The 21,401-nt window shown below is 56.8% G+C and carries 21 protein-coding genes; 17 read left to right on the top strand and 4 right to left on the bottom strand.

The genetic code is table 11. The features are described from left to right. Window positions 1–428: 428 nt before the first annotated feature. Window positions 429–1,202, bottom strand: a complete 774-nt coding sequence (locus tag BLQ12_RS12840; protein WP_092211054.1) for a prepilin peptidase — start codon at window positions 1,200–1,202, stop codon at window positions 429–431. A 393-nt stretch (window positions 1,203–1,595) separates the two neighbouring features. Between BLQ12_RS12840 and lon the strand changes: the two genes are divergently transcribed. From lon to folE2, 8 genes are all read left to right on the top strand, one after another. Then, entirely contained in the window at window positions 1,596–4,058 is a 2,463-nt protein-coding gene (lon, locus tag BLQ12_RS12835; protein WP_092211053.1) for an endopeptidase La, read from the top strand. Continuing rightward, window positions 4,058–4,765, top strand: coding sequence for a tRNA (adenosine(37)-N6)-threonylcarbamoyltransferase complex dimerization subunit type 1 TsaB (gene tsaB / locus BLQ12_RS12830; RefSeq protein ID WP_092211052.1), 708 nt, complete (start codon window positions 4,058–4,060; stop codon window positions 4,763–4,765). Before lon ends, tsaB begins: the two co-directional genes overlap by 1 nt. Window positions 4,766–5,082: 317 nt before the next feature. After that, entirely contained in the window at window positions 5,083–5,754 is a 672-nt protein-coding gene (locus BLQ12_RS12825) for a phosphatidylserine decarboxylase family protein (RefSeq protein WP_092211051.1), read from the top strand. Next, on the top strand, window positions 5,751–6,500 hold the full coding sequence (gene pssA, locus BLQ12_RS12820) for a CDP-diacylglycerol--serine O-phosphatidyltransferase (protein WP_092211050.1): 750 nt from the start codon (window positions 5,751–5,753) through the stop codon (window positions 6,498–6,500). The genes BLQ12_RS12825 and pssA overlap by 4 nt, the downstream gene beginning before the upstream one ends. A gap of 201 nt (window positions 6,501–6,701) precedes the next feature. Next, window positions 6,702–7,169 carry a transcription elongation factor GreA gene (gene greA / locus BLQ12_RS12815; RefSeq protein WP_092211049.1) on the top strand — a complete coding sequence of 156 codons (468 nt, stop codon included), beginning with the start codon at window positions 6,702–6,704 and terminating at the stop codon, window positions 7,167–7,169. A gap of 168 nt (window positions 7,170–7,337) precedes the next feature. Then, window positions 7,338–7,538 (top strand): DNA-directed RNA polymerase subunit omega, encoded by a 201-nt coding sequence (gene rpoZ / locus BLQ12_RS12810; protein WP_092211048.1) that lies wholly within the window; start codon window positions 7,338–7,340, stop codon window positions 7,536–7,538. A 155-nt stretch (window positions 7,539–7,693) separates the two neighbouring features. Further along, window positions 7,694–8,425 (top strand): PP-loop family protein, encoded by a 732-nt coding sequence (locus BLQ12_RS12805; protein ID WP_302846782.1) that lies wholly within the window; start codon window positions 7,694–7,696, stop codon window positions 8,423–8,425. Window positions 8,426–8,485: 60 nt separating this feature from the next. Then, window positions 8,486–9,286 (top strand): GTP cyclohydrolase FolE2, encoded by an 801-nt coding sequence (gene folE2, locus BLQ12_RS12800; protein ID WP_092211046.1) that lies wholly within the window; start codon window positions 8,486–8,488, stop codon window positions 9,284–9,286. A gap of 95 nt (window positions 9,287–9,381) precedes the next feature. Here folE2 and BLQ12_RS12795 read toward each other — a convergent pair whose 3' ends face one another. The 3 genes from BLQ12_RS12795 to BLQ12_RS12785 form a co-directional block, all read right to left on the bottom strand. Continuing rightward, window positions 9,382–10,596, bottom strand: a complete 1,215-nt coding sequence (locus BLQ12_RS12795; RefSeq protein ID WP_092211045.1) for a D-alanyl-D-alanine carboxypeptidase/D-alanyl-D-alanine-endopeptidase — start codon at window positions 10,594–10,596, stop codon at window positions 9,382–9,384. Window positions 10,597–10,606: 10 nt separating this feature from the next. Further along, window positions 10,607–11,047, bottom strand: a complete 441-nt coding sequence (gene dtd / locus BLQ12_RS12790) for a D-aminoacyl-tRNA deacylase (RefSeq protein ID WP_092211044.1) — start codon at window positions 11,045–11,047, stop codon at window positions 10,607–10,609. A 124-nt stretch (window positions 11,048–11,171) separates the two neighbouring features. Further along, complete coding sequence (locus BLQ12_RS12785) at window positions 11,172–13,448, bottom strand: Tex family protein (RefSeq protein WP_092211043.1); 2,277 nt, start codon at window positions 13,446–13,448, stop codon at window positions 11,172–11,174. Between the two features lie 791 nt (window positions 13,449–14,239). Between BLQ12_RS12785 and BLQ12_RS12780 the strand changes: the two genes are divergently transcribed. The 9 genes from BLQ12_RS12780 to BLQ12_RS12740 all read left to right on the top strand — a co-directional run bounded on the left by BLQ12_RS12780 (window position 14,240) and on the right by BLQ12_RS12740 (window position 21,373). Next, a complete protein-coding gene (locus BLQ12_RS12780) occupies window positions 14,240–15,166 on the top strand; it encodes a hypothetical protein (RefSeq protein ID WP_092211042.1) in 927 nt (308 codons plus the stop codon). A 124-nt stretch (window positions 15,167–15,290) separates the two neighbouring features. Next, on the top strand, window positions 15,291–15,905 hold the full coding sequence (locus BLQ12_RS12775; RefSeq protein WP_092211041.1) for a GTP-binding protein: 615 nt from the start codon (window positions 15,291–15,293) through the stop codon (window positions 15,903–15,905). A gap of 134 nt (window positions 15,906–16,039) precedes the next feature. Next, window positions 16,040–17,203 (top strand): cyclic nucleotide-binding domain-containing protein, encoded by a 1,164-nt coding sequence (locus BLQ12_RS12770; RefSeq protein ID WP_092211040.1) that lies wholly within the window; start codon window positions 16,040–16,042, stop codon window positions 17,201–17,203. 152 nt (window positions 17,204–17,355) lie between these two features. Next, complete coding sequence (locus BLQ12_RS12765; RefSeq protein WP_092211039.1) at window positions 17,356–17,691, top strand: PilZ domain-containing protein; 336 nt, start codon at window positions 17,356–17,358, stop codon at window positions 17,689–17,691. Window positions 17,692–17,954: 263 nt separating this feature from the next. After that, window positions 17,955–18,830, top strand: a complete 876-nt coding sequence (locus BLQ12_RS12760) for a phosphoribosylaminoimidazolesuccinocarboxamide synthase (protein ID WP_092211038.1) — start codon at window positions 17,955–17,957, stop codon at window positions 18,828–18,830. Between the two features lie 421 nt (window positions 18,831–19,251). Beyond that, window positions 19,252–19,647 carry a roadblock/LC7 domain-containing protein gene (locus BLQ12_RS12755; RefSeq protein WP_092211037.1) on the top strand — a complete coding sequence of 132 codons (396 nt, stop codon included), beginning with the start codon at window positions 19,252–19,254 and terminating at the stop codon, window positions 19,645–19,647. A 63-nt stretch (window positions 19,648–19,710) separates the two neighbouring features. Beyond that, on the top strand, window positions 19,711–20,331 hold the full coding sequence (locus tag BLQ12_RS12750) for a GTP-binding protein (RefSeq protein WP_092211036.1): 621 nt from the start codon (window positions 19,711–19,713) through the stop codon (window positions 20,329–20,331). Window positions 20,332–20,333: 2 nt separating this feature from the next. Then, entirely contained in the window at window positions 20,334–20,894 is a 561-nt protein-coding gene (locus BLQ12_RS12745) for a hypothetical protein (RefSeq protein ID WP_092211035.1), read from the top strand. 17 nt (window positions 20,895–20,911) lie between these two features. After that, window positions 20,912–21,373, top strand: coding sequence for a DUF8082 domain-containing protein (locus tag BLQ12_RS12740; RefSeq protein WP_139163962.1), 462 nt, complete (start codon window positions 20,912–20,914; stop codon window positions 21,371–21,373). The last annotated feature ends 28 nt before the right edge of the window (window positions 21,374–21,401 follow it).

Here is a 21,401-nt window from a genome sequence, read left to right as displayed (position 1 = left end):
TTGGGGGTAATGGTGGAAACATACGGTGTGTATATGGCAGTTTAGCAGAGAAGGGGAGGAGGGTACCAGCTGCGTCTGGCCAGGGGATGGCAATAAATCGATGGGGACCGGTGAGGGGTTGCCTGAAAGAAACAGACGAATCCCATTTAAAATGCCGCAGCGCTTTGACCCGAGGCACGAGGGTCAAAGCGCTGCGGCAACCCGTTTTCAAGGTGGTACACCTTGCCGCCGCGGCCTTGCCGGTGGCTAAACTTTTGCCTGATCTTAAAACGACGGGTTTAATAAACAGGCTTTAAAAAACAGATTCAGGCCAACCAAAACCAAAGGCGAATGTGATTTTCCCTGAGGGACGAAGGGGAAAGCGCATTCGCAACCAGCTTTCGAGGTGGCACACCTCGCCGCCGGAGGCATCGCTTTTAAATGGTCTTCTATCCCAGGAGGCCAAAGTACCAGCCGATGAGGCGGGCGCCGAAGAGGGTGTAGACCACGCCGCCGGCAGCCAGGAAGGGCCCGTAGGGGATGGCCATTTTCATGGTGCCCCGCTGGGCCAGCATGATGGAGAGTCCGATGACGCTGCCGGTGAGGGACGAAAAAAACACGGTGAACAGAACGCCTTCCCAGCCGATAAAGGCCCCCATCATGCCCAGGAGCTTGACGTCGCCTCCCCCCATGCCCGCCTTGCCGGTGGCCCGCTCGTACAGCCAGGCGATGAGCCACAGGCTGCCGCCCCCGATGAGGATGCCCAGGGCCGCGTCCTGCCAGGAGAGGGTGGGGACGGCAAGGGAGAGGAGAAAGAACAGGGGGATGCCCGGCAGGGAGATCACATCCGGGATGATGCGGTGGTCGATGTCGATGAAAGTCAGGGTAATGAGGACGCTGTAGAACAGAAAGTGCACCAGGGCACTGGCGCTGGGGCCGAAAGCGTACAGGGAGACAAGGGCGGCACCCCCCGTCAGCGCCTCGATGGCCGGGTATCGGATGGAGACACGGGCTTTGCAGGCGCGGCAGCGCCCCAATAATATAAGGTAGCTCACCACGGGGATGTTGTCGTACCAGCGGATGGCGGTCCCGCAGGAGGGGCAGGCAGAGCCAGGGCGCACAATGGAGCGGGAGAGGGGCACTCGGTAGATGCAGACATTGAGAAAGCTGCCCACGCAGAGGCCGTAAAAGAGGACGGCCAGGGTAACGGATAAGGGGATCATGGTTTTTTCCTGCTTCATCGGGTGGATGTCGTGGGTGGCGGGTCCGGAGGGCCGCCGGGAAAATCGGCCTTGCACCCCGGTAAAATAGAAGCCGCGGCCAAAAAAATCAAGAATGATATTGTAAATGGGGAAATGTGTCTTATAATTACTCCGTAGCTCTCAATAATCCCCGGAAAAACCTTGTATGGAGGCCGTTTCGGGCGTTGTGGCAACACGGCGCGCTGCCCGGGGGACGATGTTTGCGTTCAAAAAATCATGATGGCGTCAAAAAATCGTCAGATTTTCGACATCTCGCCTGCGCTTTTTAAGTCGCCCCGGGTACTTTTTTACCGCCGGGGGGCCGGAAACTCCTTTCCGGGCTGCGGGGCCATCACATCATATGCAGGAGTTGGAATGGCTGTTACCGACAAAGACGATCTGATCAACCTCATCGAAGAGGAGGTTCCCGATAATGAAATCCCTGAAATCCTTCCCCTGATGCCCGTTCGGGATGTGGTGATCTTCAATGACATGCTCCTGCCCCTTTTTATCGGCAGGGACCGGTCGGTGCGTGCCGTGGAGCATGCCCTGGAAGGGGATCGCTTTATTTTTCTTGCGGCCCAGAAGGACCCGGCAGACGAGGAGCCGAAGACCGAAGAGATTTTCACCGTGGGCACCGTGGGCAAGGTGCTGCGGATGGTGAAGTTGCCGGACGGCAAGATCAAGGCCCTGGTCCAGGGCATGGCCAAGGGGCGTGTCGTTGAATACGTGGATGACTCCTCGTTTTTCAAGGTGCGTTTTGAGCAGATCGAGGAGGCCGAGTCTCCGGAGATGGATCTCACCGCCGAGGCCCTCATGCGAAATGTCCGCGAGCAGAGCGAAAAGATCCTCACGCTCAAGGGCGAGTTCAGCACGGAGGTGTCGGCTGTCCTTGAGGGCATTGAAGCCCCGGGCAAGCTGGCCGACCTTGTGGCTTCCAACCTGCGGCTCCGGGTGGAAGAGGCCCAGCAGGTCCTTGAATGCCATGATCCCATGGATCGCCTGAGAAAAGTGTACGGTTTTCTCAGTCGTGAGGTTGAGCTCTCGGCGGTGCAGGTCAAGATCCAGACCGATGTGCGGGATGAGATCTCCAAGACCCAGCGTGATTTTTACCTGCGAGAGCAGGTGAGGGCCATCAACCGCGAGCTGGGCGAGCAGGACGACAGGATTGCCGAGCTCACCGAGTACAAGGACAATATCGCCAAGGCCAAGATGTCCGCCCCGGCTGAAAAAGAGGCCCTCAAGCAGCTCAAGCGCCTGGAACAGATGCACTCCGATTCGTCGGAAGCCTCCGTGATCCGGACCTATCTCGACTGGATGGTCGAGCTTCCGTGGAGCGCCGGCACCAAAGACCATCTCAACATCAAGCGGGCGGCCAAGGTTCTGGACGAAGAGCACTACGGGCTGGAGAAGGTCAAGGAGCGCATCCTTGAGTTTCTCAGCGTTCGAAAGCTCAACCCCAATGTCAAGGGCTCCATCCTCTGCTTTGTGGGGCCTCCCGGGGTGGGCAAGACCTCCCTGGGTAAAGCCATTGCCGCGGCCATGAAACGGGAATTCGTTCGCATCTCCCTGGGGGGGATCCGGGACGAAGCGGAGATCCGCGGGCACAGGCGAACCTACATCGGGGCACTCCCCGGCCGGATCATCCAGGGGCTGAAACAGTGCGGCTCCAACAACCCGGTTTTTATGATGGACGAGGTGGACAAGCTGGGCTCCGATTACAAGGGCGACCCCTCATCGGCCCTTCTGGAGGCCCTGGATCCCGAACAGAACAACGAGTTCAGCGATCATTATCTTAACATCGCCTTCGATCTGTCCAAGGTGATGTTCATCCTGACGGCCAACCAGCTGGATACGATTCCTTCGGCCCTTCTGGACCGCATGGAGGTGATCTACCTGTCCGGTTACAGCCACGAAGAGAAACGCGTCATCGCGGAAAATTACCTGTTGCCCCGGCAGGTCAAGGAGAACGGCCTGAAGAAACGGCACATTCAGCTGAGCGCCGGTGCCCTGGACGACATCATTCAGCACTTTACCCTGGAGGCCGGGGTGCGAAACCTGGAACGCGAGCTGGGCTCGGTCTGCCGAAAGATCGCCCGCAAGGTCGCCGAGGGATCCAAAGGGGGACAGCGGGTCAGCCGCGCAAACCTTGAAAAATACCTGGGGCCCCCAAAGTATCTCTCCGAGCTGGACAAGGAAGAGAGCCAGGTGGGACTCTCCACGGGCCTTGCCTGGACCCAGGTGGGCGGCGAGGTGCTCTATGTGGAGACCTCCATCATCCCCGGCAAAGGGGAATTGATTGTCACCGGCCAGCTGGGCGAGGTGATGCAGGAGTCCGTCAAGGCTGCCATGAGCTACACGCGCCATGCCCTTGCCGGGCTGGGATTCAAAGACAGTTTCGATGACCTGGATATCCATATCCATGTCCCGGACGGGGCCACACCCAAAGACGGCCCGTCTGCGGGCATCGCCATTGCCACCTCCCTTTTCTCTGCGGTGGTTGACCGGCCTGTGAGCAGCGATGTGGCCATGACCGGCGAGATCTCCCTGAGGGGGCGGGTGCTCCCCATCGGAGGGCTGAAAGAGAAGGCCCTGGGGGCCTTGCGCGGCGGGATAAAGACGGTTCTTTTTCCAGAGAAAAACGCCAAGGATCTCTCGGAGATTCCCGCCAGCGTGAAGAAGCGGATCTCCTTTGTGCCGGTAAGGCACCTGGATGATGTCCTCAAGGTTGCCATCGAGGGCTTCGACACCCTGGATGAGGAGGTCGCCCGCCTCAAAAAAGCGGAGGCTGCGTCCTCTGCCAAGGGCAAGGGAAAGCGCAAGAAGGAGACAGCATAATGCGACTCCTTGCCGTGGATACCTCCACCCTGTCGTGTGGTGTGGCCGTCACCGATGGTGAGGGCCTCATGTCGGAGAGCCTTTTTACCAGCCGGCAAACCCACTCCCGCCATCTCCTTGGCATGGTGGAAGAGACCCTGTCCCGTTCCGGGCTCTCCCTGGGGGACCTGGAGGGCTTTTCCGTCACCGTCGGGCCCGGGAGTTTTACCGGGCTGCGCATCGGCATGAGTGTGGTCAAGGGCCTTGCCGAGGTGGCTGGCAAGCCCGTTGTTGGCATCTCCACCCTTGAGGCCCTGGCCCGGGGGGCGGCGTTGACCGGAAAAACCATTGTGTCCATGATCGATGCCCGCAAGGGGGAGGTGTACGCCGCCCTCTACAAGCCGGACGGGAAAGGCGGGGTGGTGGAGGTGTCGCCCCCCGAAGCCGTCAGGCCGGAGGACCTTCCGGGGCGACTTACCGGAGAGGTCCTCTGTATCGGCACCGGTGCGGTGACCTATCGGGAGTTTTTCCAGAACGCTTTGAAAGAAAAGGTTTTTTTTGCTGAGGAGTATGATACTATACGCCCCTTTGTGGTGGCGGCCCTTGCGCAGGAAGCCTTTGGCCGGGGCGAGGGCATGGACGCCGGAGCCTTGAAGCCCCTTTACCTGAGAAAGTCGGATGCCGAGATCGCCCTGGAGCTTCGAAATGCTTCAAAGGGGCACGGTTAGGGGCTTTCGTTTGACAAGCCATGGGTGATCTGATACTCCTCAGTATAGATTGAGGAGTTCGGAAACGTCGGCAAGCTGCACATTGGGCGTGGAAAAACAGCCTTTCATTTCCATTCGTTACCATGGAACGGGTGGCCGCTGTAAGCCTTTGCCGCCTGCCTTTGGCAGATCACCGATCTCATCAGGATGATCACGCCAACCAATGCGTGTATTAAAGATGACATCCTGTCTTGCGTCGACCTCCGTTGGATGCACGTCGGCACCCTGATGCGGCGGTCGATGGAGACGTTTCAACCATATTGATACTGGAACCGCGAATGAATCGTTTTACCTGGCCTGAGACACCGAGTCTGAAAGCATTTCAAGTAGCAAAACCCGGCATACCCTTTATAGTGGTGGCCTGTGTATCCACCCTTTTTCTTGCAGGGATTCATTTCCACACACTCGCCCTGATCTCTTTTTTCATCACCCTGTTCGTCTGCTACTTTTTCAGGGATCCGGACCGGGCCGTGGAAGTGGGTGAGGGGTTTCTCTCGTCCCCTGCGGACGGCAAGGTTATTTTTGCCGAGGTGGTGGATGAGAATCCTTACGTTGAAGGGAAATGCTTCAAGATCAGCATCTTCATGAATGTGTTCAACGTGCATGTCAACAGGGTTCCCTTTGACGGCACCATCAAGGCCATTCATTACCATCCCGGGAAATTTTTCAATGCCAGCCTTGACAAGGCCTCCGAGCACAACGAGCGCAATGCCATGGTCATTGAAACAGAGCAAGGGGTAACCTTTGCCACGGTCCAGATTGCAGGGCTCGTGGCACGTCGTATTGTGTGCGGCGTAAGCGAAGGGGACCGCGTGACGCGAGGTCGACGCTACGGCATGATCTGCTTCGGCTCACGCCTTGATCTTTATTTGCCCACCGACTTTGCCTGCCGTGTAGCCATCGGCGATAAAGTTCAGGCCGGCACAACGGTTATGGGGGTACTCTCATGAAAGATGCACGGAAAGAACGACTGAAAAAAGGCATTTACCTGCTGCCCAACGCCTTTACATCCATGAACCTGTTTTTCGGGTTCCTCTGCATTGTCTCCGCCCTGGAGGGACGCTTCGAGTTCGCGGCCATTGCGATTCTTATTGCTGTGGTTTTCGACTCCCTGGACGGCAAGATCGCCCGCGCCACCAACACCACCAGCCAATTCGGCATTGAGTTCGATTCCCTGGCGGACCTCGTCTCCTTCGGCCTGGCGCCCTCGCTGCTGATGTATCTCTGGATTCTGAAGCCCATGGGTCGCATCGGCTGGCTGGCGGCTTTTCTCTTTACCATATGCGGGGCCCTGCGGCTTGCCCGGTTCAACACCATGGCCGAGGCGACGCCCAGCAACCATTTTCTGGGTCTGCCCATTCCGGCTGCCGCGGGCATGAACGCCACGGCGGTGATGTTCTGCACGAAATTTGATGTGCCGGCCTCGGAATTTCCCCTGGTTTTTCTGCTCGGCATGTATGCCCTTTCCTTTCTGATGGTCAGCTCTGTGAAGTACGAGAGCTTCAAAAAGGCTGAGCTTTTCAAGAAAATGAAGTTCAACATGCTGGTCTCGGCCATTCTTGTTTTTATCTTCATTGCACAGAAACCGCACCTGGCGCTTTTTGCCATTTCGCTCTGCTACGTGGTCTCCGGCCCCATCCTTACCATTGTACTTGCACGGCGGGCAAAGCACGCGGAGAGTGCGCTTAAATCGTAATCATCGTTTTTTTTGTGTAAGAACAAGGCTCCTTCATGTATGATTGAGCCTTCATCAAAAGATAAACAGACAAAGCCCCTTTCGCTGCAGGGTATTCAGACGCTGGATGCCCGAATCCGAAAGAGGTTTTTGTTTTTAAAGGACACTGAAACGGGTTCGGGTCACTGCCTGTAACCCCACAGAAACACCAGGAGCTATATTTTGAAGACCATTCCCATTACAAAGGAAGGCTACGAGAAGTTAAAAGAGGAACTCCACCAGTTGAAAACGGTGGACCGGCCCAAGACCATTGAGGCCATCGAGGTCGCTCGAAGCCATGGCGACCTGTCGGAGAATGCCGAATATGATGCGGCCAAGGACCGTCAGTCCTTTATCGAAGGGCGCATCATGGACCTGGAGTACAAGGTGGCCAATGCCGATGTGATCGATCCCTCCACCCTTCCCTCGGACAAGGTGGTCTTCGCCAGTCGATTTGTCCTTGAAAATGTTGACACCGGAGAGGAAGTGACCTATCAGCTGGTGGGTCAGGAAGAGTCCGACATCTCCGAGGGCAGGGTGTCTGTTTCCTCTCCCCTGGGGCAGGCCATCCTCGGCAAGGCTCCCGGAAACGAGGTGACCGTTCAGGCTCCGGGCGGTCAGCGCCTTTACGAACTCGTTGAGATCTTGTAATCTCCCTTCGGCTCGTATATAGTAATTAATCGGCATGGGGCCGGGCTTCATCGGTGATGTGGCTCGCTGTCCCTGGTTTTACACGTCGACCCCCTGTACGGGCGCGGGACCCCGCGTTCGATACCGGTATAAAAATCACGTTATTTTTCGAATACAAGGAGAACGACCTTGGCCAGAGTAACCGTTGAAGATTGCCTTGAAAAGGTACCCAATCGCTTTATGCTTGTGCATATGGCTTCCAAGCGCGTCCGCCAGATTCGTGACGGAGCTGAATTTGTCGTTCAGTCCGCCAACAACGAAGATGTTGTCACCGCCCTTAGAGAGATTGCCTCAGGCAAGGTCTTCCTGAAACCGGAAGACGAGAAGTAGCCCCGCTTTCGATCAGGTCAGCCTGTGACAGGCCACCTTCAACTTCGGGCCGCATTCGGTGCGGCCTGAAGGGGTGGCTGTCGTCCTGGATGATCCTCTCCCCCTTCGCTTCTGCAGGGTCCCACCCAACCATTCCATAGATTTCCAGGAACAGTGTGATACGAGAAACGCGAATATACCAGCGCATCAATCGTGCCATGGGTAAAGCCATCCACCAATACGACATGATTGAAGACGGCGACCGGATTGCTCTGGGGCTTTCGGGCGGGAAGGACAGCCTGACCCTTTTGACCTTTCTTGTGGAACGGCTCCGCAGGGTTCCGGTGACCTACTCCATTCACCCGGTGTACATCGATCCCGGTTTTGACGGTGGCTTTGCCGATGAGCTGGCCGCCCACTGCCGGGACCTGGGATTGACCCTGACCTGTGAGCACACGAATCACGGGCCGGAAGCCCACAAGGATACGCAGTCCGCGAACCCCTGTTTTATCTGTTCGCGGTTGCGGCGAAAACGGTTGTTTGAGTTGACCTCCGAGCTGGGGTGTCGCACCCTGGCCCTGGGTCATAACAAGGATGATGTCATTGAAACCCTGCTCATCAACATGTTTTACTCGGGACAGATCAGCACGATGATGCCGAATCAATCGATGTTCGGCGGTGAAGTAACGGTAATCCGGCCTCTTTACCTTGCAGAGGAATCCGATATTGTTCGGTTTGCATCGGAGCAGGGGCTTCCCGTTTATTCCAATCCGTGCCCTTCGGCGGCGGTGTCGAAACGTCGCGAAATCAAAGATCTTTTGGAGTCTCTTTCCAAGGCGAACCCCCACGTCAAAGGGAACCTCTTCCGATCCCTGAGCCAGGTCCGTTTGGACTACTTGTTGACATAGCGTCGTTTCTTTGCTTTTGTTGTTCTACAACTCACTTTGACAGGGGACGGAACAGACAACATGATTGATATGCAGAAACAGCCTGATTATCGGAATATTCCCATCGATCAGGTCGGCATTAAAAATTTAAAATACCCGGTGCGTGTCCTCGACAGGTCCAACGGAACCCAGCATACGGTGGCCTCCATCAATATGTATGTGGACCTGCCCCATCACTCCAAGGGCACCCATATGAGTCGTTTCGTCGAGCTGCTGCACTCCTTTCGAAACGACCTGGAACTTTCGCTGACAACCCTTTCTCATATACTAGACGAAATGAAAAAAATCCTGGGCGCGAAATCCTCCCATGTGGATATTACGTTTCCCTATTTTATTGAGAAAAAAGCGCCGGAAAGCGGTTCCCCCGGGCTGGTGGACTATTCGTGCCGGTTTCTCGGGACGAGCAATGAGCACGACGAGATCGACCTGATCTCCGAGGTGGTGGTCCCCATCACTTCCCTGTGCCCCTGTTCCAAGGAGATCAGCACCCATGGCGCCCACAACCAGCGCGGAGAGGTGAGACTGGCCACGCGATTCCGTAAGTTTAACTGGATCGAGGACATGATCGAGCTGGTGGAGCAGGCGGCGTCGTGCGAGATCTATTCGGTGCTCAAGCGCGTGGATGAGAAGTTCGTGACGGAGCAGGCCTACAACAACCCGAAGTTTGTTGAAGATATCGTAAGGGATATCGCCACGGCCCTGAACCGGGACGACAACATCACCTGGTTCCAGCTGAGCGCCGAGAATTTTGAATCCATTCACAATCACAGCGCCTACGCGTACATCGCCAGCAGCAAAGAGGGCATTGTCGCCGGATCGTGAGACTCCTTAATAAGGGGTGGTTCCTTTGCGAAAAAAAATTGGGCCCGTTGACGCATCGCGTCGGCGGGCCCTTTTTTTGTGTGTTTCCGGTTTTTTCAGTTGGATGTGACCGGGGCGGAAAGGTCGGCTTTCAGGGCATCCAGCACCTGGCCGGCGTTCCCCTTTGCCCGGTGGGTAAAGATGACAAACCGGTATGCCCGGCCGGTTGGTGCGGTGATGTACCCCGCCCGGGTGGAGACGCCGTTGAGGGTTCCGGTCTTGTACCGGACCCCGCCCTCTGTGTGGAGCAGGGGGGCATACGGGGCAAACTGCTCCAGAAGGGCATCCATGGTGCGGGCCGTTAGCTGGTTCTGCCTGGATATGCCGGAGCCTTCCACCACGGCGGGGCAGTGCGTGATCAGGCGGGTCATGACATGACAGAAAGCGCTGCGCCCTTTTTCAAGGGTGGCAGGGGTTCCTTCGGCGTGGGCCCCGGAGGCCAGGAATATCTGGTTGGCCATGAAGTTGTTGGAAAAGGCCATGAGTTTGTTAACGGCTTCCGCCAGGGTCCAGGGGGAGAGGAGTCGCCGGGTGTAGAGAAAGGGGCCCTTGGGTACGGGGAGCGGCGCCACGGTGCCAGTGACTTTGATGCCGCGTTTTTGCAGGAACCAGCCGAAGAGGTGACCTGCGTAGAGTCGGCTTTCCGCAGGGGAGAGGCGGATGCGTCCGCCCGGTGCGTTCGGGGGGATTCGCTTGGCCACAAAGGGGAGCAGGGGGGTCTGGGGCTCGGCGCTGATAAGCCCGCCGTTTTTCGCCCGGCGGTAGTTGACGGTGTTGAAATTGGCGCACAGGGCCCCGTTGGGGGCATCATAGGGCTGGTGGGATCGGGAAATCACCCCGGGGATGGTGATGCGGTCAAAGTAGGTGTCATCCACGCGGATGCCGCTGATCGAATCAATGCCCGATGCACCCAGCTCTTTTGCCACCACACCGGCATATTTCTCGATGACTTCGGAGGTGAGCAGGGGGTCTCCGTATCCTTTCAGGTAGAGGATGCGGTCCTCGGTGAGAGCCGCATCCGTCGGGAACCGGTAAGCCTCCCCCAGGGTCTCAAAGGCCAGCAGGGCCGTGGCGATCTTCAGGGTGGAAGCGGGCACGGACAGGGTGTCGGGGTGTTGAGAATAGACAACCCGGTGTGGCTCTTCGGTGACCAGGAGGACATCCGAGGGGTGAAGGGCGGCGGCCAGGGCCGCCGGAAGGGCCTCCCCACCGGCGATTCCCGGCAGGAGGAGGCAGAGAAGTCCCATGAGGATGGGGAAGGGGCGTTTCATGCGTTTGCCTTTACTTGCTTTCCACGATGAGGGTCACGGGCCCGTCGTTGGTGAGGGAGACCTGCATGTGCGTCTGGAAGCGACCGGTCTCAACGGGGATCCCTTTGAACCGGACCGCCTCAATGAAGGCCGTGTAGAGCTCGTCTGCCTCCTGGGGCGGGGCGGCATCAATGAAGGAGGGGCGGCGTCCCTTGCTGCAGTCGCCGTAGAGGGTGAACTGCGAGACCACCAGCATGGCACCGCCCACATCCTCCAGGGAGCGGTTCATTTTGCCCGCCTCGTCTTCAAAGATTCTCAAGCCGGAGATCTTGTCGGCCAGGTAGCGGGCTTCCTTGTCCGTGTCTCCACGGCCAACTCCGAGAAGCACCATCAGTCCAGTCTCGATGGCCCCCGTTACGTCCCCTTCCACTCGAACCGACCCTTCGCTGACGCGTTGAACCACTGCTCGCATTCCATACTCCATTTCATCTGTTCCGGCCTCTGGAAGCTCCAGGGGCCGGAGGTCATATCAAAGTCCCGCTGTGTGCCGGCCATTGTGGCGGCGCGGCCGTGTGGTCATGGTGTCCGGCGGGTGGTTACTTTTTTAACAGGTCGGCAAAGGGGTTGTTGAACGGACGCCCTTTCTCTTCCCGGCGGTTCTGGGGCTTGGTCTGGCGTTTTGCTTTCGGTTTCGGCTGCGACTGCGGGGTGACCCGCTCTCTGTTGCCCGGTGTACCGGCTTCCCCGGTGCGGCTCTTCATGGAGAGGGAGATGCGTTTGCGGGGTTTGTCGATGCCGATGACCGTTACCTGGACCTTCTGGTGAACCTTCACCACATCGGCGGGGTTTTTGACGAATTTGTCCGACATTTCACTGATGTGGACAAGCCCGTCCTGGTGCACGCCGATGTCCACAAAGGCACCGAAGGCGGTGACGTTGGTCACCACGCCGGGAAGGCGCATGCCTTCTTCAAGGTCATCCATGGTCTCCACGCCTTCCCGGTAGTTGAAGAGCTTGAAGTCATCCCGGGGGTCCCGACCGGGCTTGGCCAGCTCATGGCAGATATCCGAGAGGGTGGGGAGGCCCACGGTGTCCGTGGTATAGACGGAAAGGTCCAGGGCCTGTTTCAGGTCGGTGCGTCCGATAAGGGAGGCCACATCGGCGTGGAGGTCCTTTGCCATGGCATCCACGATTCCGTAGCTTTCCGGGTGCACCGCGCTTGCGTCCAGGGGGTTTTTACCGTCCACGATGCGGAGAAAGCCGGCACACTGCTCAAAGGCTTTGGGACCGAGACGGGGCACCTTGAGAAGGGTCTTTCGGCTCTGAAAGGGGCCGTTTTCATCCCGGTACCCCACGATGTTCCTGGCCAGTTGGGGGCCAAGGCCCGAGACGTAGGTGAGCAGCTCGGCACTGGCGCGGTTCACGTCCACCCCCACCCCGTTGACGCAGCTGATGACCGTGTCGTCCAACGATTTTTTCAGGGCGGTCTGGTCCACATCGTGCTGGTATTGTCCCACGCCGATGGATTTGGGGTCGATCTTCACCAGTTCGGACAGGGGGTCCATGAGGCGTCTGCCGATGGAGACGGCACCACGGACAGTGAGGTCCAGGTCCGGAAACTCCTGCCGTGCGGTTTCCGAGGCCGAATAGATGGAGGCACCGCTCTCGTTGACCAGGGTAATGATGAGCTCTTTGGGCAGGCCCAGCCCTTTGACAAACCGTTCAGTTTCCCGTCCGGCGGTGCCGTTGCCGATGGCCACGGCTTCCATGTCGAACCGTTTGACTAGGGCTCGGATTGTTTCGGCGGCTTTCCGGTCTTTTTGCTCCCCCATGTTCGGGTAGATGGTGTCGTTGTGGAGGAGCTTTCCCTGGCTGTCCAGGCACACCACTTTGCAGCCGGTGCGAAATCCCGGGTCGATGCCCAGGACCCTTCGGGCGCCCATGGGAGGGGAGAGGAGAAGTTCACGCAGGTTGTCGGCAAAGACCGTGATGGCCTCCTGGTCCGCGCGTTCTTTGGAGAGAAGCCTCGCCTCGGTCTCCATGGCGCGTGAGAGCAGGCGTTTATAGCTCTGCTCCAGGGCCTTTCGCACCAGGGCGGAGTCGGGGCCGTCGCCCGTGATGATGAGGGTGTGCAGGATCTGCAGGGCATCCTCTTCGGTGGGGCGGATGGTGAGGTTGAGGACCTCTTCGCGTTCACCGCGACGGGCGGCGAGGATGCGATGGGACGGGGCGTCGTGGAGAGGTTCGGTCCAGTCAAAGTAGTCCCGGAACTTGGCGCCTTTTTCTTCCATGCCCGTGGCCACGCGGCAGGCGATGGTGCTTTTTTTTGCGTAGAGCTCGCGCAGGGCCTTTCGAACGGTCTCCTGCTCGTTGATCCACTCGGCCATGATGTCCATGGCTCCGGCCAGGGCGTCGGCAGGGGTTTCCACCCCCTTTTCCTCATCCACAAAGTCTGCGGCGCGACTCTCCGGGTCCATGCCTGTCTGGGCAAACACCGCCTCGGCAAGGGGTTCCAGTCCCTTTTCACGGGCCTGCTGACCCTTGGTGCGTCGTTTGGGGCGATAGGGGAGATAGATATCTTCAAGGGCGGCCAGGGAGTCCGTGGACCGGACCCGGTCTCCGAGCTCATCGGTGAGGTGCCCGTTTTTTTCAAGGGAGGCAAGGATGGCCGCTTTGCGTGCGTCCAGTTCTTTGAGCTGGGCCGAAAGGTCTCGTATTTCGGCCACGGCCACTTCATCGAGGCTGCCCGTGGCCTCTTTCCTGTAGCGGGCGATAAAGGGAACGGTGGCGCCCTGATCGAGAAGGGCCAGGGTTTCGGTGACCTGGGCCGGTTTCAGTTCAAGTCGGCCGGATATAATTGATATGTTGTCCATTCAGTTGACCCGTTTCATCAGGTTAATGGGATATGCAAGGGCTCGGGCATAAAAACGTGCCCGTTGCAGCAGGCCGCGGGATGTCGCCGTCTCCGGCTCCGCCGGAAAGGGCCGTACCCTGTGCCATGTGTGCCGCCATGCATGGCATGGCGGCCTGAGCCCCGGCGTCATGGCCGGGATTGAAAACTCACCCGATCACGATGGCCTGTGCCGATGATCGGCTGTCATCGTTACCACGAAACCGGGGACGTGAAAAACCCTTTTCGCACAACCTCAAGGGAAAAGGCTGCCCATGGGGCGAGGCCCTCATTTGTGTTTGACATCCTCCCTGTGTAAGGCAGATAATAAAAAAGTTGCGGAAAAACAGCTTCACTTTACTGAAATAAAGGATAGCCATCGGATTTTCAATTGAAATTTCGCCGATGGCGATGAGCCGCAACGGGGCGTCACGATGTGTGCTGTCCGTTCAAACTCGCCATCTACCAAGGGGTTTTATAATTTATGTGTTGACATAATGCGCTGAAAAAATAATATTTCTGTTTCAGAACGTGAGTTTTGCCACCTCGTCAGCGCACATGGCCGGGCATAACCTGCACCCCATGCTGGCTTTTTGGTTCATCGCAACCGAACAGGCTGTTCCGGCGACTCCTTAATGATGCGGTGCGGCGGCATCCCTGCCGCAAAAAAAAGGAAACTTCGGGGAAAAGGCACGATGTATGGAACTTACGTATTCACATGCGACCTGTATCATAGTTAGCGGTACAGCATTATTATCCTTCAGGGGTCGTTGAATGAATATCAAAGAGAGAGTCAAATCACTGCTCAAGGAGGCCGAGCTTTATAAGTCCCAGCGCCTTTTGAGAGAAGCGCGTAAAAAATACACCCTTGTCATCGACATTCTTCAACAACAGACCCGCATCCAGAATCGTGACGTCCTTATCGCAGCCGTGGAAAAAAAACGGGAAAGCCTGGATCAGGCCATTGCCAGGTGGGACCAGTCCCGGGTCAACCCGGAGGTGTCAAGCAAGGTCCAGGACCTGATCAAGCGGCTTTTTACCACGTCTGAGGAGGGGGTGAGCGACGATGAAAAAGAGATCAACGAAGCCATCACCCTTGCAAAATTCGGGCAGCACAAAAAAGCCCTTGAAGAGTTTCGCCGCCTGGTGCGGCGCCCTGCGATCAGTACCTCTGCCGCAAAAAACGCCGTAAAATGCCACCTTGAGCTGTCCGAATCGGAAGAGGCTGTGGAGACGGTAAAGCTTTGGTGGGGCCAGGGTTTTTTTACCCCGGAGCAATATACATCCATCACGCAGTTTATGCAGGCGGCCTTCGAGAAAAAAGGGATTCGCTGGGACGAGTCCATGATGGCAGCCGACGAAGGGGCTCTTGCGGCCGAGGAGGACTTTACAGGCCCGGTGGACGACGATATCATCGACATCACCTCCATCGGCATCAATTTTCAAAAGGGACCCATGGAGGGGCAGCACGTGGAGCTGGATGTCAGCTTTCAGTCCGGGAGCCTGCTCAGCCTGATTGTGGCAAGCGGAGAAAAGGCACTTCTGGAGCTTTTGGAAAAAGGGCAAGCCATCCACGATGTTGATTTTTATTCCCCCATTGCGATTTTTAAAGGTGCTGCGGTGGTGGAATCCAACACCGAGATTCTCTCCGGTCCCAAAAAGGGGGATTTCAGCCTGGATATCCGTATCAACAGCATGTAACCGCCGACTGCATGGGCACCACAGCCGGGCACGCACATAGCGGTCGCCTGGTGATGCAGACTCTTTTGTTTTCAACCGGTACAACGAAATGGGCCACGCCCATTTGCCACAACGCGGGAACCATATGGCCATATTTAACATCCAGAAGCGTGAGATTGAGTGCAAAATTGTCTACTACGGCCCCGGCAGGTGTGGAAAGACAACCAACCTCGAATACATATTCAAAGCCTTTAAAAAGCAGGTGACCGGTGAAATGGTCTCCGTGGATACCGAAGGGGACAGCACGCTTTTTTTCGATTTCCTTCCCATGGGGCTCGGTAAAATCAACGGATGCGACGTCCGTGTCCAGATTTTCACCGTCCCCGGGCAGCAGAAGTACAGCTCCACCCGTAAATTGGTGCTCAAGGGGCTGGACGGGGTGGTCTTCGTGGCCGACTCCCTGGCTGTCCGGCGTGAGAAAAACATGCTCTCCCTCAAAGACCTCCAGCAAAACCTGAAGGAGTACGGGCAAAGCATTACGCGTATCCCCCTGGTGCTTCAATACAACAAGCGGGACCTTGCCGACGAGGGGGTGCCCATCATGTCGGTGGAGCAGATGGAGCGGGACCTTAACCGGCAGCTCAAGGTCAAGAGCTTTGAAGCCAGTGCCACCCGGGGCAACGGTGTGGGCAAAACACTGCAGGAGTGCCTGAAGCTTACCCTGATTTCCCTGCACAAAGAGCTGCAGTGGGCCAAGTAGGGGGCGGTGAACGAGGCGCGTCTTGTGCCCGGGACCTTATTCCTTGAGCGACATGCCTGGATGGTTGATGGAAACCGCGCCCCTGGTGCGGTTTCTTTGTCCGTAAACCGAATGGAAGGACGATACGGGGCACGATGAGCACACAACCTGTACTGACAGGCGATTTGAATTTTATTGACCTTGCGGACCTGCTGCAGCTCCTCAACGCCGACGGCAAGAGCGGTGTTGTGAAGCTCTCCAGCCGGTACGTGGAAACCCCCGGTGTGATTCACGTCCTTGACGGCAACCCCATCAACGCGTTCTGCAACGGCAAGGAGGGGGAAGATGCCCTGTACACCCTGTTTGGATGGGGGGAGGGCGGGTTTGAATTTTCCCTTGATGAGTTTCCCCACGACCGGGTGATCCAGAAAACCGCCATGGCCATTATCCTGGATGCCTTGAAGCTGGTGGATGAAGGCGAGATCGAAAAGGTGGGGCCTGTCCAGTATACCGGGGACAAGATGCGGGATGAATCCGGCCGCATCCATCTACCCGTGGTGCGTGGCCCGGCCTTTTCCGACTACATGTACCTTGCCGATGAAGAGGCCTTTCGGGCCGGAGACCGCATCATTGAGCAGGGGCGGCACGGCAATTGGATCTGGGTGGTCCTGGAGGGTGTGGTCAAGATCGTGAAGAGCACCCCCAAGGGCGATGTGGTGGTCTCCCGGGTGGGAAGCGGTGCCTTTGTGGGCAACCTCTCCTCCCTGACGCGTCCCGACCATCCCCGGTCGGCCTCGGCCATTGCCGAAGGGGAGGTTCTGCTGGGGGTTATCGATACCCGGCACCTGACCTCTGACCTTGCCGGCCTTTCCGACGCGTTTTTGCAGCTGGTTCGAGGGCTTGAACATCGCCTTGCCATGATTTCAGACCGTGCCGTGGCCCTTAAATACAGCGGGGCTCCGGTTTCGGACCTGCCCCGGGAGGTCAAGCCTGTCATTCGCCAGGGAGACCACGTCACCAAGTTGTTTTCCGTGGAGGCCGGGCAGGCCCACCTCGTTCAGGATACCGGCGGGAAGAGGGTGTTTCTCGGCACCATGGGGCCGGGGGATTTCATTGGCCGCCTTCCCATGTTCAAGCACGTCCATGAACCTGAGATGGCCTCGGTGTTCGCATCCCCTGATTTAAAGCTCAGTATCCTGGATACGGATGTGCTGATGGCTGAATACGATAAAGCGCCGAACCTTATCAAGAATATGATCGAGTACACCTCGGTCTGTGTGTCCCTCATCACGGACCTGGCCTCTCGGAATATTTTGTAACTACGATGTCACGCGTCCTTTGCTGCGGTTTGCGTATGCTTTTTTCTTAAGGAATCGCTGGCATCAACCGATATGGTGTTGACGCAGGGGTGGGGTTGCCGGCCTTCTCCTGTTGACGAAGAGTGTCCGGCATCAACAGTCAGGACAGCCCCATGGAAAAAAGAAAGCACGCACGTTTCAACTCGACCAATCTCCTTTCCTACGCCTGTGTCAATGCGGAGAACACCGTGGTCCAGCAGGGCATGGGAAAGACCCTGGATGTCAGCGAAGGGGGGATCCTGCTGGAGACCCATGTTCCCATCGATCCCAGCCACAGAGTCCAGCTGGATATCGGGTTCAGGGATGATGTGGTTGAAATGACCGGTGATGTGGCCTACACCCGGACAGGTGAGACCGGGCGATCCGAATCCGGCATCCGGTTCGGGGAGCACAGCGAAAAGGACCATGAGGTCCTGTTGAAATTTATCGAGGGATTCCAGAAGGTTTAAAGCCTTTGATCTCCGTCCTGGACAGCGCCGGATGCAGTGCGCGTGCAGGTTTTTTGACTGTGTCCCCATGATCCATGGGAAGGGCGCTGGCGGTCTTGGGCCGCAGCGCCTTTTTTTGTGGGCGGAACGCTGACCTGTACCCTGAAACCTTTGGATTTACCTGTTATTGAATAAGTGTTATACAGTGAGGCGGAATAAATACCGGCCTGTAAAGGGCATCTTGTTTTTTTAAACCGATTTTATCTTCTTTATGGAGTAATGGTATGTACACCAGCAATCTTGAAGGCGTTCAACTGGTTCAGAAGGGGAAAGTACGGGATATCTATGACCTTGGCGACTCCCTGCTGATGGTGACAACGGACAGGCTCTCGGCCTTTGATGTCGTGCTGCCCGATCCCATCCCCGAGAAAGGGCGGGTGTTGACCCAGATTTCACTCTACTGGTATGAGCAGATGCGTTCGCTCATCGACAACCACCTGATCACAGCGGATGTGGACGCGTATCCTGAGATCCTGAAACCCCATGCGGACGCTCTCAGGGGGCGCAGCATGATCGTCAGGAAAGCCAAACCCCTCATGGTGGAGTGCGTGGTGCGGGGGTATATTTCAGGCTCCGGCTGGAAGTCATACAAAAAAGACGGCACCGTCTGCGGCATTCCCCTCCCCGAAGGCCTCAAGGAGTCCGATCGCCTTGCCGAGCCCCTGTTTACACCGTCCACCAAAGCGGATGTGGGGGATCACGACATCAACATCTCCTTTGAGGAGGCCGCGGAGATCATCGGCGCCGACATGGCCGAAAAGGTGAGGGACATCAGCCTTGCCATCTACAACAAGGGCGTGGAAGTGGCGGCTGAAAAGGGTATCATCATAGCGGATACCAAGTTTGAGTTCGGTATCTGCGACGGCGAGCTGATCCTCATCGACGAGGTCCTGACCCCGGACTCTTCCCGCTTCTGGCCCAAGGCCACCTACAAGCCCGGGGGAACCCAGGAGAGCTTCGACAAGCAGTTTGTCCGGGATTACCTGGAGACCCTCACCTGGGACAAAACCCCTCCGGGTCCCTCCATCCCCCAGGACGTCCTTACCCGTACATCTGCAAAATACCTGGAAGCCCTCGAACTCTTCACGGGAAAGGCCTGATCGGGAAAAGGACCCCATGAGCGAAATACGACCCATTATGCCTTCCACCGCCCCTGCCGGGGAGTCCTCGGATGCCCGGTTCGGTATGCCTGCAGAGGAACCGAAATGCCTTGAGACTGAGGCGGATCGGTTCTCTTTTGGGCCTCTGCCCGAAGATCTTCCGAACAGAAATATGCGATAAAAAATGAACAGCGGATCAGCCATTGATCCGCTGTTTGTCATTTGTTTTAAATTGATTAATCAACGTAGATGAGCTATAGGGTTATAGGATCTGCCTGTTATTACTTAGGATCAATGTTTTCTGGTCTGTTCGAGTAACCGGTTGATATAGACGGAAGAAACCTCTGCCTGTAGACATTCCAGACGCACTGCCACCAGGCATGAAACCCATCAACAGATACGGAGCGAAGGACTCGCCAATATGGATTTTCCTTTTGATTTCAGTAAAAAACAGCTCGAATCCATTGAAGATGTTCTGAACGAAGAGCTCATTGAGCTCGGTGTACAGAGCGTGGTGCTTATCGACCTGGCAGGAAACGTGATTGTCAATCTGGACAACGGCCGGTGCCAGCACGACGTGTATTCGCTTGCGGCCCTTGCGGCAGCCAATTTCGGTGCGGTCAGTGCCATGGCCAATATCATCGGAGAAGAAGAGTTTTCTCTGCTGTTCCACAAAGGGGAAAGCGACAGCATTCATTTCAGCAAAATCGGAACCGATTTGCTTCTCCTGACCATTTTTGGAAAAGACGTGTCCCTTGGGTTTCTTCGCCTGAAAGTCAACGAGGCAAACGACAGGATCCGGGACCTCCTGCTCTAAAAGTGTCGGGACCGCTGGCATGTTTTAGAATCCGGGCAATCATGTATCAGAGAGGTTAATGGTTTGGCACTGATAAATCCAAAAAAACGTGAAGTCCAGGTTAAGATTGTCTATTATGGTCCGGGCAGGGGGGGCAAGACCACAAATCTGGAGTATATCAACGAAAAATTCCGCAGCAGGATCAAAAGTGAAATGGTGACGGTGAAGACCTACAACGACCGCACCCTTTTCTTTGATTTTCTGCCCTTTGACATCGGGATGATCAAGGGGTACACCATCAAGGTGCAATTCTATACGGTTCCGGGGCAGGTAAAGTACAACGCCACCCGGAAACTCGTGTTGCGCGGGGTGGACGGGATTGTGTTTGTTGCAGACTCCATGACGCTGAGGCAGGAGATGAACATTCGCTCACTGGAAAACCTGGCGGAAAACCTTGTCTCCTTCAACAAGAACATCGAAACCATCCCGCTGGTGATGCAGTACAACAAACGGGACCTGGAAACAGAAGGGATCCCGGTTCTGCCTGTGGAGGTCATGCAAAAAGATCTCAACACAAGCCTTAAAGCACCCTACTACACAGCAAGTGCCGTGAATGGCGAGAACGTGGCGGTGACCATGAAGCGCATCATCTCCATGACGGTGATGTCCATTCGCGAAAAGCTTGAGCTCGGAGGGAATGAGTAACAATGACGATGAACGGTTCATCCATGAACGAAGAGCTGGACAGCCGGTTGAACGAGCTGTTCGACGACGGCCCGGCCCCTGGTGCGGAGACACCCGGTGATCCCCTTGAAACCCTCAAGGCCGTGATCCTTGAGATGGAGTGGGAGATCGGGGACAAAAACCTCGACGCCTACCTGCGCGAGCTGAAACAGCTCGGTGGGCGGTGTGCCGGCGACAAGGCTCTGTCGATCTATATCAAGCTCCTCGACACCATCGGGCGTTACCTGAAGGCCAAAAAAGCCTCTGCCCACCCCGAGACCGTTTCGTTTTTGAAATCCCTTTTCGACAGCTTTGAAGCGGCTGTGGACTCCGACATGACCGAAGAGGAAAAAAACCGGTCGGCTGCGGGGCATGTCCGTGAGTTCAAGCGGTTCAAAGGGCTGATTGCCCAGCACGCCGCATCGAAACCATCGGGCCAGGGAGCCTCCTCCGGTACCGCCGAGGTAAGGTTGTCCGATGCCGTGAAAACATACATTCGTCAGGTGGTTCGAGAAGAGATTGCCCGGTTGGTGAAACGGAAATAGGAGCAGTGCAGGTGGCCATGGGTTTAAAAGGAAACATCGCATCGTCCGTGTACCGGCGATCCGTACGAGATGACTTGGGGGAGGTGTCGCTGGACAGCCGCATGCTCACCCTGCTGATGCAACTCAACGGCGAGAAAAACACCGCCGAACTTGCCGGAGAGCTTGGCTTGACCCTCTCCGATATCCGGGATGTCCTGATCCGGCTGGATCACCTGGGGCTCATTGAGGAGGTGGTCTCCTCGGTGCCGACCCTTTCGGGTGATTTTTACCCCTTTCTTGCGGATCAACTCTCCAAGGCCATGGGGCCCATGGCGGAAATTCTCCTTGAGGATCTCCTTCAGGAGATGGCCCTTGAGCGTGAGAGCATCCCCCTGACACGCGCGGCCGAGCTGGTGGACGCCCTTGCCCGGGAAATCCCCCGGGATGAAAAGCGTGCGGAGTTTCAGCAGGTCCTTTTGTCGAAACTTAAAAATTTTTGATGGATCCACTGCAGGCCAGAGCACCTCA

The sequence above is a fragment of the Desulfoluna spongiiphila genome (genome assembly GCF_900101345.1).
In the GTDB taxonomy this organism is placed as follows: Bacteria; Desulfobacterota; Desulfobacteria; order Desulfobacterales; family Desulfolunaceae; genus Desulfoluna; species Desulfoluna spongiiphila.
Note: the sequence above shows the minus strand (reverse complement) of the source record. Positions and strands in the feature narration are given on the sequence as shown.

Excerpts from the sequence above, each read along its gene's own strand:
- BLQ12_RS12840 (WP_092211054.1), bottom strand. The coding sequence starts at position 1,202 with ATGATCCCCTTATCCGTTACCCTGGCCGTCCTCTTTTACGGCCTCTGC.
- lon (WP_092211053.1), top strand. The coding sequence starts at position 1,596 with ATGGCTGTTACCGACAAAGACGATCTGATCAACCTCATCGAAGAGGAG.
- tsaB (WP_092211052.1), top strand. The coding sequence starts at position 4,058 with ATGCGACTCCTTGCCGTGGATACCTCCACCCTGTCGTGTGGTGTGGCC.
- BLQ12_RS12825 (WP_092211051.1), top strand. The coding sequence starts at position 5,083 with ATGAATCGTTTTACCTGGCCTGAGACACCGAGTCTGAAAGCATTTCAA.
- pssA (WP_092211050.1), top strand. The coding sequence starts at position 5,751 with ATGAAAGATGCACGGAAAGAACGACTGAAAAAAGGCATTTACCTGCTG.
- folE2 (WP_092211046.1), top strand. The coding sequence starts at position 8,486 with ATGATTGATATGCAGAAACAGCCTGATTATCGGAATATTCCCATCGAT.
- BLQ12_RS12795 (WP_092211045.1), bottom strand. The coding sequence starts at position 10,596 with ATGAAACGCCCCTTCCCCATCCTCATGGGACTTCTCTGCCTCCTCCTG.
- dtd (WP_092211044.1), bottom strand. The coding sequence starts at position 11,047 with ATGCGAGCAGTGGTTCAACGCGTCAGCGAAGGGTCGGTTCGAGTGGAA.
- BLQ12_RS12785 (WP_092211043.1), bottom strand. The coding sequence starts at position 13,448 with ATGGACAACATATCAATTATATCCGGCCGACTTGAACTGAAACCGGCC.
- BLQ12_RS12780 (WP_092211042.1), top strand. The coding sequence starts at position 14,240 with ATGAATATCAAAGAGAGAGTCAAATCACTGCTCAAGGAGGCCGAGCTT.
- BLQ12_RS12775 (WP_092211041.1), top strand. The coding sequence starts at position 15,291 with ATGGCCATATTTAACATCCAGAAGCGTGAGATTGAGTGCAAAATTGTC.
- BLQ12_RS12770 (WP_092211040.1), top strand. The coding sequence starts at position 16,040 with ATGAGCACACAACCTGTACTGACAGGCGATTTGAATTTTATTGACCTT.
- BLQ12_RS12765 (WP_092211039.1), top strand. The coding sequence starts at position 17,356 with ATGGAAAAAAGAAAGCACGCACGTTTCAACTCGACCAATCTCCTTTCC.
- BLQ12_RS12760 (WP_092211038.1), top strand. The coding sequence starts at position 17,955 with ATGTACACCAGCAATCTTGAAGGCGTTCAACTGGTTCAGAAGGGGAAA.
- BLQ12_RS12755 (WP_092211037.1), top strand. The coding sequence starts at position 19,252 with ATGGATTTTCCTTTTGATTTCAGTAAAAAACAGCTCGAATCCATTGAA.
- BLQ12_RS12745 (WP_092211035.1), top strand. The coding sequence starts at position 20,334 with ATGACGATGAACGGTTCATCCATGAACGAAGAGCTGGACAGCCGGTTG.
- BLQ12_RS12740 (WP_139163962.1), top strand. The coding sequence starts at position 20,912 with ATGGGTTTAAAAGGAAACATCGCATCGTCCGTGTACCGGCGATCCGTA.